The organism is Halomonas sp. MMSF_3323, assembly GCF_030733595.1.
GTDB lineage: Bacteria > Pseudomonadota > Gammaproteobacteria > Pseudomonadales > Halomonadaceae > Halomonas > Halomonas litopenaei.
This window is the reverse complement of record NZ_JASHIT010000010.1, coordinates 97,312-120,225: the sequence shown is the minus strand read 5'-3', so window position 1 is coordinate 120,225 and position 22,914 is coordinate 97,312. Positions and strand designations below refer to the sequence as shown.

General features: G+C 65.3%; 18 protein-coding genes. 11 read left to right on the top strand and 7 right to left on the bottom strand.

Annotation, left to right across the window (positions count from 1 at the left end; genetic code table 11):
- Positions 1-57: 57 nt before the first annotated feature.
- Together RBB39_RS07115 and RBB39_RS07110 are read right to left on the bottom strand one after the other, a co-directional pair.
- Positions 58-702, bottom strand: coding sequence for a CDP-alcohol phosphatidyltransferase family protein (locus RBB39_RS07115; protein WP_124804141.1), 645 nt, complete (start codon positions 700-702; stop codon positions 58-60).
- A 110-nt stretch (positions 703-812) separates the two neighbouring features.
- Positions 813-3,071, bottom strand: a complete 2,259-nt coding sequence (locus RBB39_RS07110) for an FAD-dependent oxidoreductase (protein ID WP_306168974.1) — start codon at positions 3,069-3,071, stop codon at positions 813-815.
- Between the two features lie 330 nt (positions 3,072-3,401).
- On the opposite strand from RBB39_RS07110, the gene msrA reads away from it, so the two are divergent.
- Positions 3,402-4,043 carry a peptide-methionine (S)-S-oxide reductase MsrA gene (msrA, locus tag RBB39_RS07105; RefSeq protein ID WP_045992924.1) on the top strand — a complete coding sequence of 214 codons (642 nt, stop codon included), beginning with the start codon at positions 3,402-3,404 and terminating at the stop codon, positions 4,041-4,043.
- Positions 4,044-4,158: 115 nt separating this feature from the next.
- Here the strand turns inward: msrA and RBB39_RS07100 are convergent, their stop codons facing one another.
- Complete coding sequence (locus RBB39_RS07100) at positions 4,159-5,379, bottom strand: MFS transporter (protein WP_306168973.1); 1,221 nt, start codon at positions 5,377-5,379, stop codon at positions 4,159-4,161.
- Positions 5,380-5,467: 88 nt separating this feature from the next.
- On the opposite strand from RBB39_RS07100, the gene RBB39_RS07095 reads away from it, so the two are divergent.
- Complete coding sequence (locus tag RBB39_RS07095) at positions 5,468-6,355, top strand: LysR family transcriptional regulator (RefSeq protein WP_213228859.1); 888 nt, start codon at positions 5,468-5,470, stop codon at positions 6,353-6,355.
- Positions 6,356-6,460: 105 nt separating this feature from the next.
- Here RBB39_RS07095 and RBB39_RS07090 read toward each other — a convergent pair whose 3' ends face one another.
- A complete protein-coding gene (locus RBB39_RS07090) occupies positions 6,461-7,087 on the bottom strand; it encodes a C40 family peptidase (protein WP_231498679.1) in 627 nt (208 codons plus the stop codon).
- A gap of 240 nt (positions 7,088-7,327) precedes the next feature.
- Positions 7,328-9,784, bottom strand: coding sequence for a DUF1266 domain-containing protein (locus RBB39_RS07085; protein ID WP_306168972.1), 2,457 nt, complete (start codon positions 9,782-9,784; stop codon positions 7,328-7,330).
- A gap of 310 nt (positions 9,785-10,094) precedes the next feature.
- Here RBB39_RS07085 and RBB39_RS07080 point away from each other — a divergent pair, with 310 nt between their 5' ends.
- The 3 genes from RBB39_RS07080 to RBB39_RS07070 all read left to right on the top strand — a co-directional run bounded on the left by RBB39_RS07080 (position 10,095) and on the right by RBB39_RS07070 (position 14,475).
- Positions 10,095-11,534, top strand: a complete 1,440-nt coding sequence (locus RBB39_RS07080) for an NAD-dependent succinate-semialdehyde dehydrogenase (protein WP_045992927.1) — start codon at positions 10,095-10,097, stop codon at positions 11,532-11,534.
- 89 nt (positions 11,535-11,623) lie between these two features.
- On the top strand, positions 11,624-12,916 hold the full coding sequence (gene gabT / locus RBB39_RS07075; RefSeq protein WP_306168971.1) for a 4-aminobutyrate--2-oxoglutarate transaminase: 1,293 nt from the start codon (positions 11,624-11,626) through the stop codon (positions 12,914-12,916).
- A 140-nt stretch (positions 12,917-13,056) separates the two neighbouring features.
- Positions 13,057-14,475, top strand: coding sequence for an amidase (locus RBB39_RS07070; RefSeq protein ID WP_108449063.1), 1,419 nt, complete (start codon positions 13,057-13,059; stop codon positions 14,473-14,475).
- A 112-nt stretch (positions 14,476-14,587) separates the two neighbouring features.
- Here RBB39_RS07070 and RBB39_RS07065 read toward each other — a convergent pair whose 3' ends face one another.
- Positions 14,588-14,827: a GlsB/YeaQ/YmgE family stress response membrane protein gene (locus RBB39_RS07065; protein WP_045992930.1), complete on the bottom strand. Its 240-nt coding sequence runs from the start codon at positions 14,825-14,827 to the stop codon at positions 14,588-14,590.
- Positions 14,828-15,071: 244 nt separating this feature from the next.
- Positions 15,072-15,626, bottom strand: a complete 555-nt coding sequence (locus RBB39_RS07060; RefSeq protein WP_108133249.1) for a DUF924 family protein — start codon at positions 15,624-15,626, stop codon at positions 15,072-15,074.
- 102 nt (positions 15,627-15,728) lie between these two features.
- On the opposite strand from RBB39_RS07060, the gene RBB39_RS07055 reads away from it, so the two are divergent.
- From RBB39_RS07055 to RBB39_RS07030, 6 genes are all read left to right on the top strand, one after another.
- Positions 15,729-15,947 carry a hypothetical protein gene (locus tag RBB39_RS07055; RefSeq protein ID WP_045992932.1) on the top strand — a complete coding sequence of 73 codons (219 nt, stop codon included), beginning with the start codon at positions 15,729-15,731 and terminating at the stop codon, positions 15,945-15,947.
- 379 nt (positions 15,948-16,326) lie between these two features.
- The gene (locus RBB39_RS07050; protein ID WP_222568556.1) at positions 16,327-17,922 is read left to right on the top strand and encodes a solute:sodium symporter family transporter; all 1,596 of its coding nucleotides are present in this window, start codon (positions 16,327-16,329) and stop codon (positions 17,920-17,922) included.
- Between the two features lie 218 nt (positions 17,923-18,140).
- On the top strand, positions 18,141-19,160 hold the full coding sequence (locus RBB39_RS07045; protein WP_306168970.1) for a GlxA family transcriptional regulator: 1,020 nt from the start codon (positions 18,141-18,143) through the stop codon (positions 19,158-19,160).
- Between the two features lie 52 nt (positions 19,161-19,212).
- Positions 19,213-20,415: an MFS transporter gene (locus RBB39_RS07040; protein WP_108133247.1), complete on the top strand. Its 1,203-nt coding sequence runs from the start codon at positions 19,213-19,215 to the stop codon at positions 20,413-20,415.
- Positions 20,416-20,435: 20 nt separating this feature from the next.
- Positions 20,436-21,827, top strand: a complete 1,392-nt coding sequence (locus tag RBB39_RS07035; RefSeq protein ID WP_045992935.1) for a YcjX family protein — start codon at positions 20,436-20,438, stop codon at positions 21,825-21,827.
- The gene (locus tag RBB39_RS07030; protein WP_306168969.1) at positions 21,824-22,894 is read left to right on the top strand and encodes a YcjF family protein; all 1,071 of its coding nucleotides are present in this window, start codon (positions 21,824-21,826) and stop codon (positions 22,892-22,894) included. The genes RBB39_RS07035 and RBB39_RS07030 overlap by 4 nt, the downstream gene beginning before the upstream one ends.
- Positions 22,895-22,914: the final 20 nt, after the last annotated feature.

The window sequence follows — 22,914 nt, the reverse complement described above, 5'->3', positions numbered from 1 at the left end:
GTGTCTGAGTATCACGTCTGATAAAAGACCCCTCGCCTCGCGAGCCACGACCGGGGATCAGCTTCTGTCCTCGACGCCAGCGCCTCGCTCGATTGCCCTGAGGGTATGATAGCCGCCCCATAGCCGAGTGGCGGTGGTCAGCAGACAGGCCGCGGCGAACAGCCCTGCCAGCACAGGAAAGTGCGCCGGCCACAGACAAAAGGCCACCAGCGCCAGCACGGTCTCGGTACCTTCGGTCAGGCCGTGCAGATAGTAGAAGGCCTTGCGCTGGAAGCGTGGGCGCTCGAGATCATGGCGCGCCGCCATGATGGCGAAGGCCAGAAAGGACGTCCCGGTGCCGATAAAGGCAAACAGCAGCAGCGCTGCCGGCAAGGCATTGCGCTCGCTGTCGGCCAGGGCAAAACCGAGCACCACGGCGGCGTAGAAGACGAAGTCCAGCCCGATATCGAGAAATCCCCCGGCATCGCTGGGCGTACCCCGACGGCGCGCCAGCGCCCCGTCCAGGCCATCGGCGAGTCGATTGAGGAGGATAGCCGCCAGCGCCCATCCATAGGCCTGAACGGCCAGCAGCGGCAGTGCCAGCAAGCCGATAAGAAATCCCACTAGAGTCACCTGATCAGGCGTTACCTTGCAGCGCTCCAGCATCTTGACCAGAGGCGCCAGGGGCGCCTGGGTTCTGGGCATGGTCCAGCGATCCAGCATAAAAGTCTCGTCAGCAGTAAAACGTCGATTCGGCAGAAGGAAAGCACAAGCGGCGGGCCAGGGCCCACCGCTTGTGTCTTCAGGTCCAGGCTACTGCCTGGGCGGTTCGCTCAGTCGTTGGACTGGGCAGAGGACAGCGACGATGCTTCGTGTCGCTCGGAGCTCGCACTGGCTCTGTCTCCCGTCACCGGCTGGCTTGAGGAATCGGCGTCGCCTCCCCCGCCTCGCCGCCAATTGAAGTAACGCTCCAGATACCCCAGGACCCGCTCGGGCTTGTTCGCGTTCTTCCACACCCCGGCGGCGGCCTTTACGGCTTCCGAGTGGGTCGGGTACGGGTGGATGGTCCCCAACAGCTTGTTCAGTCCGATACCGCGGGTCATTGCCAGGGTGAACTCCGCCAGCATCTCGCCAGCGCCAGCACCGACAATGGTGGCACCGAGAATGCGATCCTTGCCCGGTACGGTCAGCACCTTGACGAATCCGGTGGTATCGCCCTCGGCGATGGCCCGGTCGAGCTCGGACAGTGAGTAGCGGGTGACCTCGAAGGGCACCTTTTGCTCCTTGGCCTCGCGCTCGTTGAGCCCCACTCGCGCCACCTCCGGGTCACAGAAGGTGACCGCCGGCAGCGCCCGATAGCTCACATTGAAGCGCTTGAACTCGCCAAACAGGGCATTGACGGTGGCGTGCCAGGCCTGGTGGGCGCTGGCATGGGTCAGCTGGAAGGGCCCGACCACATCGCCACAGGCCCAGACATTAGGCAGCACTGACTGCAGCCCGCCATCCACGTCCAGGGTGCCGTTGTCGCGAGTGCCCACGCCCAGTTCTTCAAGCCCGAGCCCCTCGACGTTGGCCTGTCGACCCACCGCCACCAGCAACTGATCGAACTCCAGTTGCTCGATACGTGTCTCGCCTGCCTCGTTGACCTCGATCTCGAGTCGATGGAGATCGCCGTCACCGGCCACCACCTTGAGCGCCCGAGTCGACAGGCACAGCGTCACGCCGCTGGCCTCGAGCCCCTGAGCCGCCTCCCTGGCGACGTCCTCGTCTTCGCGTGGCAAGAGTTGCGGGCCCATCTCCACCAGGGTGACCTGGCTACCCAGCCGGGCGAAGCTCTGTCCCAGTTCACTGCCGATCGGACCACCACCAAGCACTACCAGGCGCTTCGGCAATGCCTTTAGCTCCCACAGGTTGTCGGAGGTCAGCACCTCGATATCATCGATCCCCGGCAACGGCGGGACTCTGGGGCGGGCACCGCTGGCGATGATCACGTGACGGGTGGTCAGCACCTGTTCGCCAACCTGCACCCGCCAGGGATCGAGCAGCCTGGCTTCTCCTTCGACCACATCGACGCCCAGGCCCCGATAACGTTCCGGACTATCATGGGGCTCGACCTCGGCGATGGCGCCGTGGACGTGGCCCATCACAGCGGCGAAGTCGACGCTTGGCTCACCGGCGCTGACACCATAGGACGGCGCCCGACGAATGTCCTCGGCGGCGCGAGCGGCGCGAATCAATGCCTTGGACGGCACACAGCCGGTATTGAGGCAGTCGCCGCCCATGCGGTGGCGCTCCACCAGGGTTACCTTCGCCTTCACCGCCGCAGCAATATAGCTTGCCACCAGGCCCGCCGAGCCCGCACCGATCACCACGATATCCCGGTCAAAACGCGACGGGCACTGGTATTCGGCGGCGAGCCGGCGACGCTTGAGCACCGCCACCACGGCCTTGGCGATCCAGGGAAACAAGCCGATCAACACAAAGGACAGGATCAGCCCTGGCGACAGGATGCCCGCCAGCGACTCGAGTTCACCCAGTTCCCGGCCAGCATTCACGAACACCATGGTACCCGGCAGCATGCCGAGCTGGCTGACCCAATAGAAGGTGGACAGACGCATGCGGGTCAGGCCGACCACCAGGTTGATCACGAAGAAGGGGAAGATCGGAATCAGCCGCAGCGTGAACAGGTAGAAGGCGCCTTCGCGCTCGATGCCGCCGTTGATTCGCGCCAGCTGGCGCGAGAAGCGCGTCTCCAGCGTCTCACGCAGCAGGGTCCGGGCGATCACCGCGGCCAGGGTCGCGCCCAGCGAACTGGCGAAGGACACCAGCACCAGACCGATCCAGAAGCCGAACAAGGCCCCCGCCAGCAGCGTCAGCAACCCCGCCCCAGGCAGCGACAGCGCCGCCATCAGGATATAGACCGCGAAGAAGCCACCGGCCACGGTCCAGGGGTCCTCGTGGAACCACTGTTGAAATTGCGCCTGCTGGGCCTTGATCGCGTCCAGCGTAAAGGCCTCGTTGGCGCCGGTGACAAAGAACGCCACCACTGCGACGGCAATCAGTGCCAGCAAGATCCATTTGTTACGGGTCACCCGCGTCTCCTTCTAGGTCAACTGGTGTCGATGATCGGGTCGATGATCGATAGGTAGCCGTGGCCAGCAGCAGCGGCACCCGTTGTCCTGCGCCCGTCCTGCGACGAGACGATGACGTTACCAGGAGCTGTGCGGCCGGCTATCGGGATGCAATCGAGATTAGCAGTCTGCCTGAGTCGCGCACAGGCGACCGAGCCTTACGACCGAAAATGCAAAAAATCATCCCCTTATCGACAGCGCATGTAAGGATGCGCCTGCCACAATGACTGAACCAACCGGGAACTGCCCTACTCGAACCTTACAATGACGCCATCCTGACGGAGCCTACGAATGCGATATCCCTTCAATCAGCGTACCTTCCTGCTGGCCGGCCTGCTGACTGGTGCCGTGCTTTCCACGACCCCCGCCCTCGCCGCCGAAGAGAAGGCCATCTTCGCTGGCGGCTGCTACTGGTGTGTCGAGGAAGCCTTCGACAAGATCGATGGTGTCGAGGCCACCATATCCGGCTTTGCAGCAGGTAACACGGAAAACCCGACCTATGAACAGGTGGGCGCCGGTGGAACCGGGCACGCCGAAGCCGTCGAGATTACCTACGACAGCGACAAAGTGAGCTACCAGGATCTGCTCTACGTCTTCTGGCGCAATATCGATCCCTTCGTCGCCAACCGCCAATTCTGCGATGTGGGAGATTCCTATCGCTCTGCCCTGCTGCCCTTGAACGACGAGCAGCGTGAACTGGCCGAGGCCAGCAAGGCGGACATCGCCGAGCGCTTCGACCAGCCGATCGAGACCACCATCGAAGATCCTGGCACCTTCTATGCCACCAAGGATGAACACCAGGACTACTACCAGAAGAACAAGGTGCGCTACACCTTCTACAAGAACTCCTGCGGCCGCCCTGACCGGCTAAAGGAAATCTGGGGAGACGAAGCCATGCCCCACGAGGCGCCAGAGCAGTCCGCAGCGTCCTAGGGCGCGGCGCTGACAGCAACGTCATGCCACACCGATCGACCCTGGTGCGAGCCAAGGTCGATCGGTCTCTGCAACGCATCTGCAACCTATCGGCAACCGCGTCGCAGTAGCGGACTCATACGTGTTCGAGTCGACGCTCGACGACGCACTGGTGTTGTGCACGCTGCAGCCGCTTTCCTAGCCGCCAGGACAGCCAGCCCGTGGTCGCCAGCACCAGCCAGCTGGCCGCCACCACCCCAGGCCAGCCCCGCCACAGCCAGAACGGCTCGAGCCACAGCGGCCCGAGACTCGCCCCCAGGTAGTAGAACACCAGATAGAGCGCCGATGCGCCGCCTCGTCCTTCGCGGGCCTGGCGACCGACCCAGCCCGAGGCGGTGGCGTGGCACAGAAAGAAGCCGAAGGCGCTGAGGGTCAAGGCGGCAATGATGACGGCGAGCATCGGTATCAGGGACAGACCCAGCGCCAGCATCATGATGACAACGCCCAACCCCATGGTGGCGGGCGCTCCCGCTCTGGCGACGACCCTGGCAGATAGCGTCGAGCCCAGAGTGCCGCCCAGGTAGGTCAGAAACAGCAGGCCCAGCCAGCGGGGCCCGAGAGCAAAGGGTGCCTCGGCCAGACGAAAGGTCATGTAGCTGTACTGGTTGATGAACACCAGGAAGTTGAGACCACCGATCAGATAGGCCGACAGCAGCCATGGGTTGGCCAGGTGGCCACGCATCTGGCGGCAGGCGTGCCCCACTCGAAAGGGTTGAGGCGCAAAGGCACGGGCCGCCGGCAGCAGCCACCAGAACACCGCCACGCCCACCAGGGTCAAACCGCCAATCGCCACGAAACTCGCCTGGACGCCATACCATTCACCGATGACGCCTCCCAGCACGCGACCACCGATACCGCCCAGGGTATTGGCCGCGATATAGAGCCCCACGGCTCGACTCATCGCCTCCGGCGAGAACTCGTCGCCCATCCAGGCGATCGCCACCGCCGGCAGCCCTCCCAGGGCGACCCCCTGCAGCACGCGAGCGACCAGCAGCCAGTCGAGCCCAGGCGCAAATGCCGCCAACAGTGTCGCGACAGCTGCCACCGACAGGCTCGCACGCATGATACCGCCCCGCCCGATGGCGTCGGACAAGGGCCCATAGACCAGCAACGAGAGCGCCAGGGTCAGGGTGGCAAGCGACATCACCAGGCCCACCTTCAGGGTCGAAGCCTCATGGGTATCGCGCAGCAGCGGCAGCAATGGCTGGGGGGCGTAGAGGTTGATGAATACCAGCATCGAGCCCAGACACAGAGCGAGGGTCGCCCTGCGCCAGGCAGTGGTATTGGCGTGAATCATGGCGGTCTCCGGTTGGCCTCGCCCATCTTCCATGCTTCACTACCATCACACCAACAGAAGAACATGATGCTATCCATCACATTCCCTTATGTCGCTACCCTTTGACCTGCGCTCGCTGTCGCTGTTTGTCGCGGTGGTGGACCACGGCGGCTTCAGCGCCGCCGCCCGCGCCCGTCACATCGCCCAGTCCGCCGTCAGCCAGACCATCGCAGGCCTGGAGCGACGCCTCGACACTCGTCTGTTCGAACGCCATGATCGGCGTGTTCGACTGACACCAGAAGGTGAGGTGCTACTGGAACATGCCCGACGGCTACTCGCCGACGCCAGTGCCACCGAACTGGCGCTGAAGGAACTCAACGGCCTGGTAAAGGGCGAAGTGCGCATCGGCATCCCCTCGATGCTGGGCTCCTACTATCTGCCGCCGCTGCTGATGGGCTTTGCCGCACGCCACCCTGGCATCCGCATGACGGTGATCGAGGCGGGCGCCCGCCGACTGCAGGCAATGATCAAGGCCCGCGAGCTGGACCTGGGAATCGTGGTCGAGGATGGCAGTACCTGCGAACTGGAAACCGAGGCCCTGCTACGTGCCGAGATGGTGGTCTGCACGCCCCGGGACCATCCCTTCACGGCACGCCACAGCGTGACTCCGGAAGCCTTTCTGAGCGAGCCGCTGGTGCTGTTTCAGGACGGCTATTTTCACCGCGAGTTTGTCGACGCCATGGCCCGACGGCTGGATATCCAGCCCCGCCTGACGTTCCAGTCGAATCTGATCCCGCTGACCAAGGCCATCGTCCGCCAGGGCTTTGGCATCACCACCTTTCTGCGTCGGGTGATCGAGGAAGATGACCTGTCGGCGGTGTCCTTTGACCCCGCCGCCTGGCTGACCCTGTCGCTGGCCTGGCAGCCCCAGGGCTACCTGTCACGCGCCGAGCGCGCCTTTATCGACTACGCCCTGTCGCAACGCGACTCCCTGTAACCAGGAGTCGTCGAGGGCTAGCCAGGGCCTGCGAACGCAAACGGGGCGAGCCCAGTACAAGGCTCGCCCCGTTGTGGTGGCGACGTCGATGGCGCCGAGGATGCTTCAGCCGCCCATGCCCGCCGGGCTGTAGGCGAACTGGCGCATGCTCAACCGGGTAGGTTCCAGCGGTCGACGCGCCTGCCAGTAGTAGCGGCGCCAGTAGCTGTTATCCAGCTTGGAGATCATCACACCGCGCGACGATGAGGCGTGCAGAAAGCGCCCCTGGCCGACGTAGATGCCGACGTGGCGGTTGCCCGGAGGACGAAAGAACACCAGGTCGCCGGGAGACAGCTGATCACGCGTGATCGGTTCGCCGGTATGGACCTGACTGCCGGTGGTGCGCGGCAGCTGCACCTGGAAGGCGTCGCTGAAGATGTTCTGCACCAGCGCCGAGCAGTCGATGCCGCTCATGCCGGTGCCGCCGAAACGATAGGGCGTACCCGCCCAGCGATCGTGCTCCGCCATCAGCGCCTCGCGGATGGCAGCGGCGGGATCTTCGAGGAAGCTTCCGCCTGCCGCGGGGTCCTCCAGGGGCGACATGCGCGAGGCGGCGCGCTCGGCCAGGCTCGGCATGTCACGGGAAAAGTAGTCGTTATCAGCGGTATTCTGGTAGTTCGATGCCGCGCAGCCTGACAGCAGGCCAAGCAACACCATCGCCGCTGTCACGCGGCTTGTCTGGGCGACGCTCATGCGACACACACCTCATTCCCTGAACCGGCTGGCTGACGGCCTGCCGGCGCCCAAGAGCCGCTGTGGAAGTGACGCACTCGTGTCACTACCATAACGCCCCTCAGCTGCAAGTTTGACAATTCGGCCTCCTTCTTGATGGGAGGCCTGACGAAAGATCAACACGATACTAGCCAAAATTATCCGATCTGACGATAGATCAGGACAATTTTTTGGCGTTTTTTTTCTGCTGTTTCGCGACGATCAGTGCAGGGTTCGTCCATCTCCCGGCAAGGTATCGATGTGAAGCGGTGCCCAATGGCGGGGGCGGGCACCCGGGAAATCCAGGCTGGCCCAGGTGCCGGCGAGGGGCGGAGCGCCCGACAGCCAGGCCACCAGCGCCTGGCGGAAGCTGGCCAGAAACGCTTCGCGCTCAGGGGTTTCCCCCATGAAAAACGAAAATCCTGCATAGAGACCCCGGGCATACTCCTGCCAACCGGCGTAGTGCTCCGACGCCAACTGGTGCGCACGCTCCAGCAGTGCCAGGAAGTCCTGCTGAGCCAGCCAGCCCAGTTGGCGACCGGCGATCGCCAGGTCGACCGCCTGGGCCAGGTCCCAGGCGCACATGTCGACGTCATTGCACTGGTCGGCGTTGTCACGTACCCGCAGCAGGCGCTCCAGATGATTGCGCTCTTCCTCGTTGCACTCACCGGACTCCAGGGTCGCAATCTCGGAATTCAGGCGCGCGCTGTTGAGGGTGTAGGGCGCGTAGTTGATCTGATATTCCTGGCGATCACCGGCGTCCAGCAGAAAGCGCACGAAATCGATCAGCTCGGTGGCGGAGTGCAGGCCGTAGTGTCCATCGATCCACTCCAGGATCGATGCCCCTTCCCGGTCGCTTTCCGGCTGCGGCAGGCTCCAGGCGGCGGTGTTCAAGGGTCCCACCAGCGACAGCGCGGTAAAGTGCATCAGGCTCGGACGCTCGCCAGGCTCGCGCCAATCGCCGCTGCGCCACTCGAGCCAGTGAAACAGGCTACCCGGATCGTCCAGGTGCCAGCGAATCTCGTAGGTCAGAGAAGGCTGGTCCGGCTCCGGCAACAGCGCATCCCAGGTCGCCCAGGCCTCGAGCAGGCGTTTGGGGGTGCTGTAGAACCGACACAGCACATCGCGCAGGGACGCCGCCATATCGGTCAGGCTGTCCTCGTCGAACTGCTCACTGTCCATGCTCATCAGCAAGTAGAAGGCGTACTTCTCGGCCATATGGATGGTCGCCGAATGGCGGGTCGCCCTGGCCAGGCCATCACGACCTGCCAGATCCGCCTGGGGCGCATCACCAAAGGGGGTTCTGGCCGAAGGCAGCGCTCGATGCGCCGCGTCAGCCGCCAGCTGATTGAGATGATGGGCCTGGGCCGGCAGCCAGTAGCGCACCAGTGAGCGGGCGCCCTCGTCGGGGTGCAGATCGAGGGTCTCCGCCAGGTACTTGCGCGCCTCGTCACGACGCGCCTGGGGCAGCGACGGAATCGGCCCCTGACGTGCCGCCAGCTCGGGTTCACGCACCGAGGCCAGCGCCAGCACCCAGTGGCGAGGTGAGGCGCGCCACTGCCTGGCCGCCTGGCGTGATGCCTCGACCTGCTCCTGGTCGAGCAACTCCTGCAACGAGCCATGCCAAGGGCTCACCGGCGAGCCCATCAGCAACTGCCAGTCGGCTGCCAGGGTCGGCAGCCGGTCCTGACCTTCGAACAGACCACGGCCGCGCTGATAGGAGCGCGCCAGGGCGCTCCAGTCACTGTAGCGACGCTGGACCAGATCGCCTGCGTGATGCGCCAGCAGCGACGCTTCCTGGGGTGTCAGCCAGCCGATGCAGCTGCCGGCCCAGGCCAGATCCACCGCCCTCAGCCAGTCCCAGGCGGCCCACTCCAGCGGCTCCCCCTGATCCACGTAGCGACACAGCAGGCGGCCGTATGGGCGCTCCTGAGGCGCCAGCCCCTCACACCAGGCCTGGCGTTCGCCGGCACTGACCGCCATCAACCGCGCGGCGTCGATATCCCAGCCCTGGCGATCCCCCTGACTGGTCAGCCACAGCAAGGCGCGCTTGAGATCCTCGGCGCCGTGAATCTGCCAGACTTCCCCCAGCCAGGCCTCGACCCCGTCCCAGTCATCGATGCTGGCCGGCGTCATCAGTACCGGCGAGAAGGCCGCCCGCAATCGCCAGACGCGATCTTCCGGGCTGTCGGGCCAGAGGGCGGCGGCAGGCTCGCGACTCAGCGCAGTGCCGAGCAACGGCCAGGTGATGCCGGCACCCTCGCCTTCCAGCTTCGACAGTGCCCGGCAGGTATCGAGCAAGCCCTCATCGCCGCGAAGCCAGCCTTCGCCGCTGCGGGAGGCGCAGAGTGCCTCCAGCCATTCATCCAGGCTTGCGTGACGATGGTGGATGTCGCTGCACAGGCGTGCTGCCCAGCCACGACTTACCTCGGCCGACATCCATCCCGACGCCCCTGCCAGGGCCACCAGCTCAAGCGCTCCCAGCAGGTGGGAGGCAGGCACCGTGTTCGCAGCATTGAGCTCGAGCAGGCGCCACCCCAGTTCGCCCCGGTCGGGGATCTCGAGGGCGGCCAATCGCTCACGTGCCGCCTCTTCAGGCAGCATCAAGGGGTCAGGCATAAAGGCCCAGTCGCACAGCACCAGTTGCTGAGCCCACCAGGCATTGAGCGGATCAACCAAGTCTCACCTCGCAGAAACACGGAGTCAGGCCAGCCCGGTCCGGCCTGACACAAGGCGCCAAGGACCATCGCTTCGGGCAGCTAGAAGTCGGCGACACAGTGTACCGGAAACTGTTCGCCACGCCGATGGCGATTGTTGCCAATAGATCTTCCAGACCTGGGCCTCGAGGGCCCGGCAAGCCTCATCGATGCATTCTTCGAACGGGCGTAAAAAATTCCGATCACAGCCCTTGGCGAGATGTTTCAAATAATGCACACTCGTCAATCATGACATAACACCCCTCTTCTCTGACCCTTTCCGGAGCTCCCGCATGTCCCACGTTCAGGACCTGATCATCGACAAGGCGTACATCGGCGGCCAGTGGCGTGACGCCGATCGCCACTTCAGCGTCACCAATCCCGCCACCGGCGAGACCCTGGCCGAGGTGCCGGACTTGAACGCCGAGGAAGTCCGCGAAGCCATCGGTGCCGCCGATGCGGCCTGGGCCGGCTGGAAGCGCAAGACCGCCAAGGAACGCTCGGCCCTGCTGCGCGCCTGGTTCAACAGCATCATGGACCACCAGGAAGCCCTGGCCGAACTCATGACCCGTGAACAGGGCAAGCCGCTGGCCGAGTCCCGTGGCGAGGTCGCCTACGGCGCTGCCTTCGTCGAGTTCTACGCCGAGGAAGCCAAGCGTGTGGCTGGCGAGACCCTGCCGGGCCACGGACCCGACAAGCGTATCCTGGTGTTCCGCGAGCCGGTCGGTGTGGTCGCCGCCATCACCCCCTGGAACTTCCCGCTGGCGATGATCACCCGCAAGTGCGCTCCGGCCATGGCCGCCGGCTGCACCGTGGTGGTCAAGCCGGCCGAGGCCACCCCGCTGACCGCCCTGGCACTGGCCAAGCTCGCTGAAGACGTGGGCATCCCCGCCGGCGTGCTCAACGTGGTGACCTCGAGCTCCCCGCGCGAAGTCGGCCCGGTACTGACCGGCGATGCCCGAGTGCGCAAGGTGTCCTTCACCGGCTCCACCCCGGTGGGCAAGATCCTGCTGGCCCAGTGCGCCGACACCGTGAAGAAGGCCTCCATGGAGCTTGGCGGCAACGCGCCCTTTATCGTCTTCGATGACGCCGACCTGGACGCCGCCGTCGAGGGTGCCATCGCCTCCAAGTACCGCAACTCCGGCCAGACCTGTGTGTGCACCAACCGCTTCCTGGTTCAGGACGGCGTCTACGATGCCTTTGTCGAGAAGCTGGCCAAGCGCGTGGGCGAACTGAAGGTCGGCAACGGCCTCGAGGACGGTGTGGTTCAGGGTCCTCTGATCAACTCGGCAGCGGTGGACAAGGTGCAGTCGCATATCGCTGACGCACTCGACAACGGTGCCCGCCTGGTCGCCGGCGGTGAGGCCCTGGAGGGCACCTTCTTCCAGCCCACGGTGCTGGCCGACGTGACCACCGACATGCGTGTCGCCCGGGAAGAGACCTTCGGGCCGCTGGCCCCGGTGTTCCGCTTCTCCAGCGACGACGAAGCCATCGCCATGGCCAACGACACCGAATTCGGTCTGGCCGCCTACTTCTATGCCACCGACTATCGCCGTATCTGGCGCACCATGGAACAACTCGAGTACGGCATGGTCGCCATCAATGAGGGCATCCTCTCTACCGAGCTCGCCCCCTTCGGCGGCGTCAAGGAATCGGGTCTCGGTCGCGAAGGTTCACGCCATGGCCTCGATGAGTACACAGAGCTGAAGTACGCCTGTGTCGGCGGCCTCTAAGGGCCAGCCCCGTCTCCCCGGGGCACGCCCTGCGTGTCCCGGACCTAGCGTCTACCCTATACATTCAGTGCCCTCAAAGGAGTCACGACATGAATAACGCTCAGCTGAACGAACTCAAGGACAAGTACGTCGCCAAGGGCGCGGCCAGCCCCGCCACCGCCTTCGCCGACCGCGCCAAGAACGCCGAACTGTGGGATGCCGATGGCAACCGCTTCATCGACTTCGCCGGCGGTATCGGCGTGCTCAACATCGGTCACTGCCACCCCAAGGTGGTGCAGGCGATCAAGGACCAGCTCGACAAGGTGATGCACACCTGCCAGACCGTGATGCCCTACGAGGGCTACGTGAAGGTCGCCGAAAAGCTTGCTGCGATCACCCCGGTGCGCGGTGAGGCCAAGGTGATGCTGGCCAACTCCGGCGCCGAGGCGCTGGAAAACGCGGTCAAGATCGCCCGCGCCGCCACCGGCCGCAACAACGTCATCTGCTTCGACGGCGGCTACCACGGCCGTACCTTCATGACCATGGCGATGAACGGCAAGGTTGCCCCCTACGCCAGCGACTTCGGCACCATGCCGGGTTGTGTGTTCCGCGCCGGCTACCCGGTGGCCGAACACGGCATCAGCGAGGAAGAGGCGGTTCGTCGCCTCAAGATGGTGCTGAAGACCGACGCCAACCCCAAGGACACCGCCGCCATCGTGCTCGAGCCGGTACTGGGTGAAGGCGGCTTCTACCCCGCGCCGCAGAGCTTCCTCGAGAAGATCCGCGAGATCTGTGACGAACACGGCATCCTGATGATCGTCGACGAGGTCCAGAGCGGCTTCGGTCGTACCGGCAAGATGTTCGCCATCGAGCACAGCGGCGTGAAGCCGGACCTGATGACCATGGCCAAGAGCATGGCCGCCGGCATGCCGATCTCCGCCGTGGTCGGCACCGCCGAGCACATGGACGCCTCTGGCGGCAACTCGCTGGGCGGCACCTACTCCGGCAGCCCGGTGTCCTGCGCCGCGACCCTGGCGGTGATGGAGGTGTTCGAGGAAGAGGACATCCTGGCCAAGAGCCAGGCGCTGGGCGACAAGCTGGCCAAGCGTTTTGCCCAGTGGGCCAGCGACTTCGACGCCGTGGTCCACCCGCGCAATCTGGGTTCCATGGCCGCCTTCGAACTCAACGGCAAGGACGGTCAGCCGGCTCCGGATCTCGCCGCAGCCCTGTGCAAGCGTGCCCGTGAGCAGGGCCTGATCCTGCTGTCCTGCGGCATGTTCGGCAACACCATCCGCTTCTTGATGCCGGTCACCATCGAGGACAAGGTACTCGAGGAAGGCCTGGACATCGTCGAGCAGAACCTCAAGGCCGTGGTCGGCAGCGAAGCCGCCGCTACCGCCTGATCGTGAAGCCTTGACGGCCTGAGCCGTCAGCCGATGACGCCACCGGTCCCGCCGGTGGCGTCGTCGTTTGTGGAGGTTGGCAACACTATGCCGAATCAAGCTAGGGTAAGGGTCCATCCATGGACGCGAGGGACCCGACCATGCAAGAGGACGAACTGGGCATTCTGGGCGTTGCCGCGCTGACGGAGCACTATCGCAGTGGCGACGCCTCCCCCCTGGAAGCTACACGGGCGGCGCTTGCGCGCATCGAGCGCTTCAACGAAGCCGTCAATGCCTACACCTACGTCGACGCCGAGGGTGCCGAAAAGGCGGCCAAGGCGTCGGCACGTCGCTGGGGCCAGGGCAAGCCGCTGAGTCCGATCGACGGTGTTCCGGTCTCGCTCAAGGATCTGACCAACGTGGCCGGCATGCCGACGTCCAACGGCTCGCTGCTGGGCTCAAGCGAGCCCTGCGATGCCGACGCGCCACCGGCGAAACGCCTGAGGGAGGCCGGCGCCATCCTGCTGGGCAAGACCAACACCCCGGAAGACGGCTGGAAGGCGGTCACCGACAATCGGGTTTTCGGCGCCACCTGCAACCCCTGGGATACCCGCCTGACCGCAGGAGGCTCGTCCGGCGGTGCTGCCGCCGCAGCGGCGCTCAACATGGGGGTGTTGCACCAGGGCGGCGACTCCGGCGGCTCGATCCGCATTCCTGCCGCCTTCTGCGGGGTGTTCGGCTTCAAGCCGACCTTCGGCTGGACGCCCCAGTGGCCGCCGGCGGAAGAGCCGACGCTGTCCCATATCGGACCCATCGCCCGCAGCGTCGACGACGCCGTGGCGATGCTCAATGTCATTGGCCGCTACGACTATGTCGATCCCTACGCCACCCGGGGCCAGCCGGAGGACTGGGGCCAGGATATCGGCAAGGGGCTCGAGGGGCTGCGCATCGCCTTTTCCACCGATCTGGGCTTCGCCGAGGTGGACCCTCAGGTCGCCACACGGGTCAGAGAAGCGGCGGATCGCATGCGGGATCTGGGCGCGGAGATCTGCGAGGTGGATCCAGAGCTGCCGTCGCCGCTATGGATCTTTCAGCGGCTGTGGTTCACCGCCTCGCTGGAGATGGTCTCGCAGCTCAGCGACAGCGAACGCGCCAAGCTGGATCCCGGCCTCTACGAGAACGCCCTGCGTGCAGAAGAGTGGAAGGCCGTGGAGCTGTTTCGCGCCCAGGCGGCCCGAGCCGAGCTGACCATGCGTCTTGAGCAGTTCAACCAGGACTACCACCTGCTGATGACGCCCTCGGTGCCGATCAGCCCCTTCGAGATCAACCACCAGGTGCCGCCGGGTAGCCAGATGCGCGACTGGGAGGAGTGGGCGCCGTTCTCCTACCCCTTCAACCTGAGCCAGCAGCCGGCCGCCTCGGTACCCTGCGGTTTCACCGACCGTGGCCTGCCGGTGGGTTTCCAGCTGGCCGGCGGCAAGTTCGACGACGCCCGGGTACTGCGCGCGTGCCACGCCTTTCTCGAGGCGCATCCGCCGCGCTTCCCGACCCTGCCGGACCCGGCCCAGCGCGCCGGCTGAGCGGTGCATCAGGCCCCTGGCAGGGGCCAGCTACGACAAGGGCCCGGTGCAGTGCACCGGGCCCCTTGCGATGACGGCGAGTCGCCGCCATTCGGTCGCTGATCAGAGCGCGCTAACCGCGTAGCTTGCCCACACCCCACAGCAGCACCACGGCACCCACCACCGCTGTGACCAGTGAACCAATAAAGCCGCCGCTGGACAGCCCCACCAGGCTGAACAGCAGGCCGCCAATCAGGGCACCCACCACGCCGACGCCGATGTTGCCGAGCAGGCCGAAGCCGCCGCCACGCATGATGTTGCCCGCGATCCAGCCCGCCAGACCACCGATGATCAACCACGCGATAAAGCTCATTGCGTTCTCCTTTCGTCACTGAATGGAAACTTGCGAATCATTCACCCTCGCTCCTTCGACCAAATCCCTTGACCAGGGCGCGAGGTGCCGCGTCGATCGCCCGCGGACGATCTTCACCGTTCACAGCTATACCATTACATCAATGCATACGAAAGTAGGGATATGTCACGTAATGTGAGACGCGACAGCACGAATGCCGTCCGGTGGCGCTGGGTCAGCGCCGATGACAGGCCCTTCGTCGCGGCTAGAATCGGTTGCCGGGCTGGGCAAGAAAGGCCAGTTCCTCGGCGGTGGACGCTCGTCCCAGCGCCTCATTGCGCTGAGGATAGCGACCAAAACGCACCAGCACCTCGCGGTGGCGATGCTCGTGGTGCAGGTTGTGCTCGAGTCCCGGTTGGTCGAACAGGCGCAGCGCCTCGTCGTGCACACGCAACGACTCGCTGTGCATATAGGGCATGTACAGGAAGGCTCGCCAGGGAGGATCGAGCACCCGATCTGCGCGCTGGGATACCGCCTCCTGGGCCAGTACCAGGGCCTGACCGTCACAGGCGAAGGCTCGCGGCTCGCCGCGGTAGATGTTGCGAGAGAACTGATCGAGCACCAGGATTTCCGCCAGCCGCCCGCGGGCCGAGGTACGCCACTGCCAGGTCTCGCCGGCGGCCGCCGCCGCCAGGGTCGCACCGAAGTCATGGCGGATACGGCCATCCAGCGCATCATCCTTGGCAAACCACTGTTTTGGTGTCAGCGTCTGAAACCAGAACTCGATCACTTCGTCGGCTCGCACCACCCTGTCGGTCATGGCAGACTCCCCTTCGCTCGCTTGTGACCCAGGCGGCCGCGCCCTTTCGCTCGCGGATTCCGCCACGTCGCCCCTCTGCCACAGGATGCCCAGGGACAGCCCATGACCTCGTTTGAACTGCTTCGATCGCTCGCCGTGGTGTTTCATCTCACGGGCTTGCTGGTCTGCCTGCTCGGCCTTCACCTGGCACGCCACCCGCAGCGCCGATGGCCCGGTCGTGCACTGGCCCTGTGCGGCTTTATCATCGCGGCAACGCCGACACTGCTGCAACTGTTCGGCATCATCGAGCCTGTGCCGATTTCAGCAGCTCCACCAAACTGACCCGCTGCGACAAAAGACGTATGGCTCGCCACGGAGAGCCGATTAGACTTGCGATCACGTAGTTGGAATACGCAACCGTCGGTTAACTTAATCCTTTAAGTTCGACGTCTTTCTGGAAAAAGACGAAGACTTTCGGAATTTCCACCGACTTGACGTCAATGCGACACTGCGCGAACCCGCGCTGCTTCAGCGCCAAAAGATGCACTGCAGCGGGCAGGATGACGCAAGCGCTGCAAAGATACTTCCTGGGTGTCGGCGCCACTGGTCTGCCAGCTGGCGCTCGGCACGGACATCGACCCAAGTGCGGTAATCGCCATGCCCCCTGTGGGAGGTGGCTCACGACCACGCCGCACCGGACAACGACCGCAAGGATGACACCATGCCCCTACTCACCTTCGCGTCCTTCCTGTTCTTTACAGGACTGGTCGCCTTCATCACCTGGCGCATCACCCGCCGTGACGACCATTCAAGCACCAGCGGCTTCTTCCTGGCGGGACGCAGCCTGACCTTCCCGCTGATCGCCGGCTCGCTGTTGATGACCAACCTGTCCACCGAGCAGATGGTCGGCCTCAACGGCTCCGCCTTCACCGATGGCCTCAGCGTGATGGCCTGGGAGGTGGTGGCGGTCATGGCGCTGGTGGCGCTGGCGTTGTTCTTCCTGCCGCGCTTTCTGAAAAGCGGCATCGCCACCCTGCCCCAGCTGCTCGAGATTCGCTTCGACAAGGGCACCCAGCTGATCACCAACGTGATCTTCCTGATCGCCTACGCGGTGGTACTGCTGCCGATCATCCTCTACTCCGGCGCCATCGGCCTGCAGGGCATGCTCGACCTGTCCGGGCTCACCGGCATCGAATCCAGCACCACCCTGCTGTGGCTGACGGTGTGGATCGTCGGCATCATCGGCTCCATCTATGCCCTGTTCGGGGGCCTGCGCACCGTTGCCGTGTCGGATACCCTCAATGGCGTCGGCCTGCTGATCGGTGGCTTCGTGATCGTCTACTTCGGCCTTCAGGCGATCAGCGACAATGGCGGTGTGCTCGCCGGCTGGGAGATCCTCAAGGAATCCAACCCCGACAAGATGAACTCCATCGGTGGCAGCGAACAGAGCGTCCCCTTCTTCACCCTGTTCACCGGCGTCTTCCTGATCAACGTCTTCTACTGGACCACCAACCAACAGATCATCCAGCGGACCTTCGCCGCCAAGAACCTGGCCGAGGGCCAGAAGGGCGTACTGCTGACCGGCTTCTTCAAGCTGCTGGGGCCCCTGTACCTGGTCCTGCCGGGCATCATCGCCTACCACCTGTACGCCGATCAGGGCGTCAAGGCTGACGCGGCCTACGGCCACCTGGTGTTCAACGTGCTGCCGGCGCCACTCACCGGCTTCTTCGCCGCGGTGATGGTCGGCGCCATCCTGTCTTCCTTCAACTCGGCGCTGAACTCCACCACCACCCTGTTCAGTCTGGGCCTCTACAAGGCGGTCCTGAAGAAGGACGCCACCGAGGCCCAGGTGGTCAAGTCGAGCCAGGTATTCGGCTGGATCATGGCCATCTCCGCGATGATCATCGCGCCACTGCTGGCCGGTCAGGAAAGCCTGTTCGGTTACCTGCAGAAGATGAACGCCATCTACTTCATCCCCATCCTGGCGGTGGTGGTGGTCGGCCTGCTGACCCGTCGTGTGCCCCCCATGGCGGCCAAGATCGCCCTGGTGGGTGGCTGTCTGGCCATCTTCTGTGGCTACTTCATCCCGCCCTTCAACAAGCTGCCGGTGATCATGCACGAGTTCCACTTCGTCGCCCTGGTGTTCGTACTGCTGGTGGCATTGATGCTGGTGATCGGCAAGCTGCGCCCGCGCGCTGAGGCCTGGAAGCAGGAGGACGTGGGCGCCGTCGACCTGACGCCCTGGAAGGGCGCCGTGCCGGCGGGCATCGTGCTGGTGATCCTGGTCATCGCCATCTACCTGGCCTTTGCCGGCTGATGCTCCCGATCTCCGACGGACCAGAACCTGACCGTCACCACGGTCTGCTCTGACCGCGACGCCCCGCCCTGTCAAGGCGGGGCGTCGTCGTTGTGGACACCACATGTCCATATCGGTGGGGTAATGGTCCTTGCCGACATTCCTGACCTCCCCCAGACTCCAGAGATTCGCTGTCGCGCCGTTGTCAGGTGCGCCCCCCCTTCTCTGGAGCCCCCATCGTGACCACGACTCGAGACGTCGCCCTGCTGGCCTACCCCGACTGTCAGATGCTCGACGTCAGCGGCCCCTGGCAGGTCTTCGCCAGCGCCAACGACGTGCTGGGCAAGCCTGCCTACCGGCTACGTCTGATCGGCCGAAGTGCGAGCGAACTGGTCACCAACGGCGGTCTGCGACTCCTGCCGGATCTTGACTGGGAAGAGTGGGAGAGCGAACTCGACAAGCCCCCCGATGCTGGCGGCAACGGCCGCGACCTGACCACCCTGCTCATCGCCGGAGGCCACGGCGTCTTCGTCCAGTGCCAGCAACAGCGCTGGCGCGAACGACTGACGCGGGTGGCGCCGCACCTCGGGCGCCTGGGCGCCGTCTGCACTGGCGCCTTCCTGCTGGCCGATGCGGGCCTGCTTAACGGACGCAGCGCCACCACCCACTGGCGCCACTGTCGACGGCTTGCCGACGACTTTCCACAGGTAAGGGTCCAGGCCGATGCGCTCTACGTCCATGACGGCGGGCGCTACACCAGCGCCGGGGTCACCGCCGGCATCGACCTGGCACTGTCACTGGTCGAGAGTGATCTGGGCGCTGAAGCCGCCGCAGCGGTGGCCCGCGAACTGGTGATGTTCCTCCATCGCCCCGGCGGCCAGTCCCAGTTCAGCGAACTGCTGTCGCGCCAGCATCGTTGCGGCCCCCGCCTGCGCCCCTTGATCGATCGACTGCACGCCGACCCCGGCGGCGCCTTCGATCTGGAGAGCATGGCCGACAGCCTGAAGATCACCCCACGCCACCTGACCCGGCTGTTTCGCCACCACCTGGACACCAGTCCCGGCGAGTACCTCACCGGACTGCGCCTGGAGGCGGCTCGGCGCGAACTGGTGCGTGGCGAAACCTCGCTGGAACGCCTCGCTTCACGTTGGCACCTGGGCACCAGCGAACAACTGAGACGCCAGTTCCATCGCCACTATGGCGTTTCGCCATCGGTCTACCGTGCGCGCTTCGGCGCCGATTCAGCGAACCATCGCTGAGCTACCGCCTCAGTCTTTTTTATCCACGACCTTCATTACCGGAGACTCCGCCATGCCCCCTGTGACTTCATCCCGCCTCCCCGGCGGAGTGCTTCTGCTGTCGCTGTGTCAGGCGCTGCTGGTGAGCGGCAACATTCTGTTGATCGCCGTCTCGCCGCTGATCGGCCAGAGCCTGGCGCCCTCGCCCTGGCTGTCCACCCTGCCGGTGGCGACTCAGTGGCTGGGGTTGATGCTCGCCACCCTGCCGGCCTCCTTGATCATGGGCCGATTGGGGCGCAAGCGAGGCTTCGTGATCGGCAACCTGATCGGCTTCGCCGGCACGGTAGCCGCCTACCTGGCGTTGCTGGCCAATCACTTCGCCGCCTTCACCGTGGCGACCATGGCAATCGGCGTGGGCATCGGCTTCGGTCAGCTCTATCGCTTCGCGGCGATCGAGCTGGCCCCGAGCGGCGCCAGGGACAGGGCTATCGGTCTGGTCATGGGCGGTGGTGTGCTGGCCGCCTTCTTCGGCCCCTGGCTTGCGCGTATCAGTCAGGATGCTGTCACGACGCCCTTTCTCGGAAGCTTTGTCGGCCTGGGAGCGCTCTACCTCATCGCCCTGGCCCTGTTGCTGGTGGTACCTTTGCCCCCGCTGGACCCGAGCACCCGTCATGGCAAGAGACGTCCGCTCGGGGAGCTGCTGGCACAGCCCAAGCTTTGGCTTGCGGTACTCGCCGCCATGATCGGCTACGGCGTGATGAACCTGGCCATGACCGCTACCCCCCTGGCCATGGCCTCCGATGGCCACGCCTTTCACCACGTCTCGATGACGATTCAGTGGCATGTGCTGGCGATGTTCGCGCCCTCGTTCTTCACCGGCCAACTGACCCAGCGGTTCGGCACGACACGCATGATCGCGCTGGGTTGTGTGCTGCTTTGCGCCAGTGCCCTCAGCGCCCTGGCACCCTCCAGCCTGGCGGGCTTCAATGTCACTTTGATCCTGCTGGGACTGGGCTGGAACTTTACCTTTCTGCCGGCCACTGGCCTTCTGACCGAGTGTCACCTGCCCGCAGAAAAGGCTCGTGTTCAGGCCGCCAATGAGTTCCTGGTGTTTTCCACTGCGGCGATCACCGCCCTGGCGGCCGGCCCGCTGATCCAGTGGCTTGGCTGGCAGACGCTCAATCTGTGGCTGTTGCCGATGGCTGCCCTGCCGCTGATACTGATCGCGGCGCAGCGTCTTGCCTTTGACGCCGGTCGCCCCCAGATTAAGGAATAACTTTCACCGACGGAGTGGCAATGCCAACGGACCTGACCCGTGATCTGATGGACCTGATCGAGCGCGGCCGAGACCGCCAGTTGCGTCTGGCGGTGACCGGGCTATCTCGGGCCGGCAAGACGGCATTCTTGACCTCCCTGGTGGACCAGTTGCGTCACGCCGGGCTCGAGGCGCGGCTCGACCTGCTCTCGGCCAGCCGCGAGGGGCGCCTGCTGGGCGCCCAGCGGGTTTCCCAGCAGGATCTCGCGGTCCCCAGGTTTCCCTTCGACCGAGCCCGCGCCAGCCTCGAGAGCACGCCTCCCGAGTGGCCCCAGCCCACCCGTGGCATCAGCGAGTTACGCCTGAAGATTCGCTATCGCCCTGGTCGCCAGCAGTGGTTGCGACCCGATACCGCCGAGTTGACCCTGGACCTGTTCGACTATCCTGGCGAGTGGCTGCTCGACCTGCCGCTGCTGGACCACGACTTCCTGAGCTGGAGCCTCGCCCAGTGGGACGCGGCGGGGCCAGCAAGGCGTGCCATGCTGGCCGACTGGGAAAGCGCGGTGCGTGAACTTCGGCTCGACGACGAGGCCGACGAGGCCCGCCTGGCGGAGATCAGCGAGCGCTACGCCGAAGGCCTGCGCGCCGCCAGGGAGGCCGGCTTCTCCGACCTTCAGCCCGGCCGTTTTCTGCTGCCGGGGGAGCTGTCCGGCGCCCCGGTGCTGCAGTTCTTCCCCCTGCCGGGGCTGGAGCAGGCATCGTCCGACGACCTCGAACGGCTGCCCGAGACCAGCGTCTACCGTACCCTGGCCCGACGTTTCAGCTACTACCAGCAACATATCGTCAAGCCGTTCTACCGCGAGCACTTCCGGCGCTTCGATCGCCAGATCGTGCTGGTGGACGTGCTGGGGGCACTGAACGCCGGGCCGGAACGCTTCGAGGATCTGTCCAAGGCGCTCCATCGTCTGATGCAGAGCTTCAACTACGGCCAGCGCAGCCTGTTCTCGCGGCTGTTCACGCCACGCATCGACCGCCTCGCCATCGCCGCCACCAAGGCCGACCATGTGACCCCGGAACAGCATGCCCGCCTGGTCGGGCTGCTCGAGGCGCTGCTGGCCGAGCCGCTGAAGAACCTCAAGTACGCCAATATTCCGGTCAAGGCCATGTCGCTGGCGGCCATTCGCGCCACCGAGGCCCGCGAGGTCACCCACCAGGGCAGGAAATCCCCTGCGCTCAAGGGCGTCACCCTGGAAGGCGAGCCCTTGCTGGCCTTCCCCGGCGAGGTGCCCAGCCGCCTGCCTGACCCGGCCTTCTGGGATCGCCAGGGGTTCGATTTCACCGCCTTCCGCCCTCAGCCCTCGACCACCGGTGCGCTGCCCCATATTCGCATGGACCTGGCGCTGGACTGGCTGATTGGAGACAAGCTCGCATGACTCGAGATAGCCGTGACGACCCGCGCCCTGCGGTACGCTTTGCCGATGACGACGATGCGCCCTCCGCTGCCGGCGTCGACAACACCACCTTCAGTGACCCGCGTCCGGGCCTGCGCTTCGACGATCACCTGGATAGCCGAGCGCTGACCCCAGCCGAGGCGCCGGAAACCGATGCCAAGGTAGATCTGGAGGGCTCTCTGGGACGCCCACGCAAGCGCCGCTGGGGCCTGATCGCAGTACTGGGAGCGGCGGTGGGACTCGGCGGCGCCGAACTGGTGACCGGGGTCCCCGCTACCCTGGCAGGCGGTGACCTGATCGCCACCGGCTGGCAACTGCTGGGACTTGCCACCATCGGCCTTGGCGGGCTCGCCCTGAGCCGGGAGCTGTTTCGCCTCAGGCGCCTCAAGCGCCACGACCAGTTGCGTGAATCCCTGGCCGAATTGCCGTCGCGCTCCCCCAGGGACGCACTGTCCATGGTCAGACGGCTCAAGCATCAGCTGGCCCTCGGCGACGACGATCCCCATTGGCTGGCCTTCGAGGCGGCCCGTGAAGACCACCATGACGGCCGTGACCTGCAGGCGCTGGTGGCCCACCATCTGCTCGCCCCCCGTGACCGAGAGGCGCGCCGGCTGATCTCGCGCATGAGCGGAGAAACCGCCGTGATGGTGGCGGTCAGCCCGTTAACCCTGGTCGACATGGCGCTGGTGGCCTGGCGCCACCTGGCGATGATCGATCGCCTGTGCCGACTCTACGGATTGGAGCTGGGCTACGCCGCCCGGGTACGCCTGCTGCGCAGCGTGCTCTATCAGATGGCCTTCGCCGGCGCCACCGAGCTTGCCGCCGACGCCAGCATGCAGATGCTGTCGCTGGACCTGGCCGGGCGGCTGTCCACCCGCGCCGCCCAGGGCCTCGGCGTGGGGCTGCTGGGGGCACGTCTGGGACTGCGCACCCAGCGTCTAGTGCGCCCGCTGGCCTTCGACCCTGACGAGCGCCCCCGAGTGGCGGACCTGCGCCGCGATCTGTGGCGCCAGCTCAGGCGCATGGAGGCACCGAAGAAGGACGCCTGACGGCCCAGGATGGTGAGGAA

Coding starts and splice junctions, on each gene's coding strand:
- RBB39_RS07115 (WP_124804141.1), bottom strand. CDS start 702: ATGCTGGATCGCTGGACCATGCCCAGAACCCAGGCGCCCCTGGCGCCT.
- msrA (WP_045992924.1), top strand. CDS start 3,402: ATGCGATATCCCTTCAATCAGCGTACCTTCCTGCTGGCCGGCCTGCTG.
- RBB39_RS07100 (WP_306168973.1), bottom strand. CDS start 5,379: ATGATTCACGCCAATACCACTGCCTGGCGCAGGGCGACCCTCGCTCTG.
- RBB39_RS07095 (WP_213228859.1), top strand. CDS start 5,468: ATGTCGCTACCCTTTGACCTGCGCTCGCTGTCGCTGTTTGTCGCGGTG.
- RBB39_RS07090 (WP_231498679.1), bottom strand. CDS start 7,087: ATGAGCGTCGCCCAGACAAGCCGCGTGACAGCGGCGATGGTGTTGCTT.
- RBB39_RS07080 (WP_045992927.1), top strand. CDS start 10,095: ATGTCCCACGTTCAGGACCTGATCATCGACAAGGCGTACATCGGCGGC.
- gabT (WP_306168971.1), top strand. CDS start 11,624: ATGAATAACGCTCAGCTGAACGAACTCAAGGACAAGTACGTCGCCAAG.
- RBB39_RS07070 (WP_108449063.1), top strand. CDS start 13,057: ATGCAAGAGGACGAACTGGGCATTCTGGGCGTTGCCGCGCTGACGGAG.
- RBB39_RS07065 (WP_045992930.1), bottom strand. CDS start 14,827: ATGAGCTTTATCGCGTGGTTGATCATCGGTGGTCTGGCGGGCTGGATC.
- RBB39_RS07060 (WP_108133249.1), bottom strand. CDS start 15,626: ATGACCGACAGGGTGGTGCGAGCCGACGAAGTGATCGAGTTCTGGTTT.
- RBB39_RS07055 (WP_045992932.1), top strand. CDS start 15,729: ATGACCTCGTTTGAACTGCTTCGATCGCTCGCCGTGGTGTTTCATCTC.
- RBB39_RS07050 (WP_222568556.1), top strand. CDS start 16,327: ATGCCCCTACTCACCTTCGCGTCCTTCCTGTTCTTTACAGGACTGGTC.
- RBB39_RS07040 (WP_108133247.1), top strand. CDS start 19,213: ATGCCCCCTGTGACTTCATCCCGCCTCCCCGGCGGAGTGCTTCTGCTG.
- RBB39_RS07035 (WP_045992935.1), top strand. CDS start 20,436: ATGCCAACGGACCTGACCCGTGATCTGATGGACCTGATCGAGCGCGGC.
- RBB39_RS07030 (WP_306168969.1), top strand. CDS start 21,824: ATGACTCGAGATAGCCGTGACGACCCGCGCCCTGCGGTACGCTTTGCC.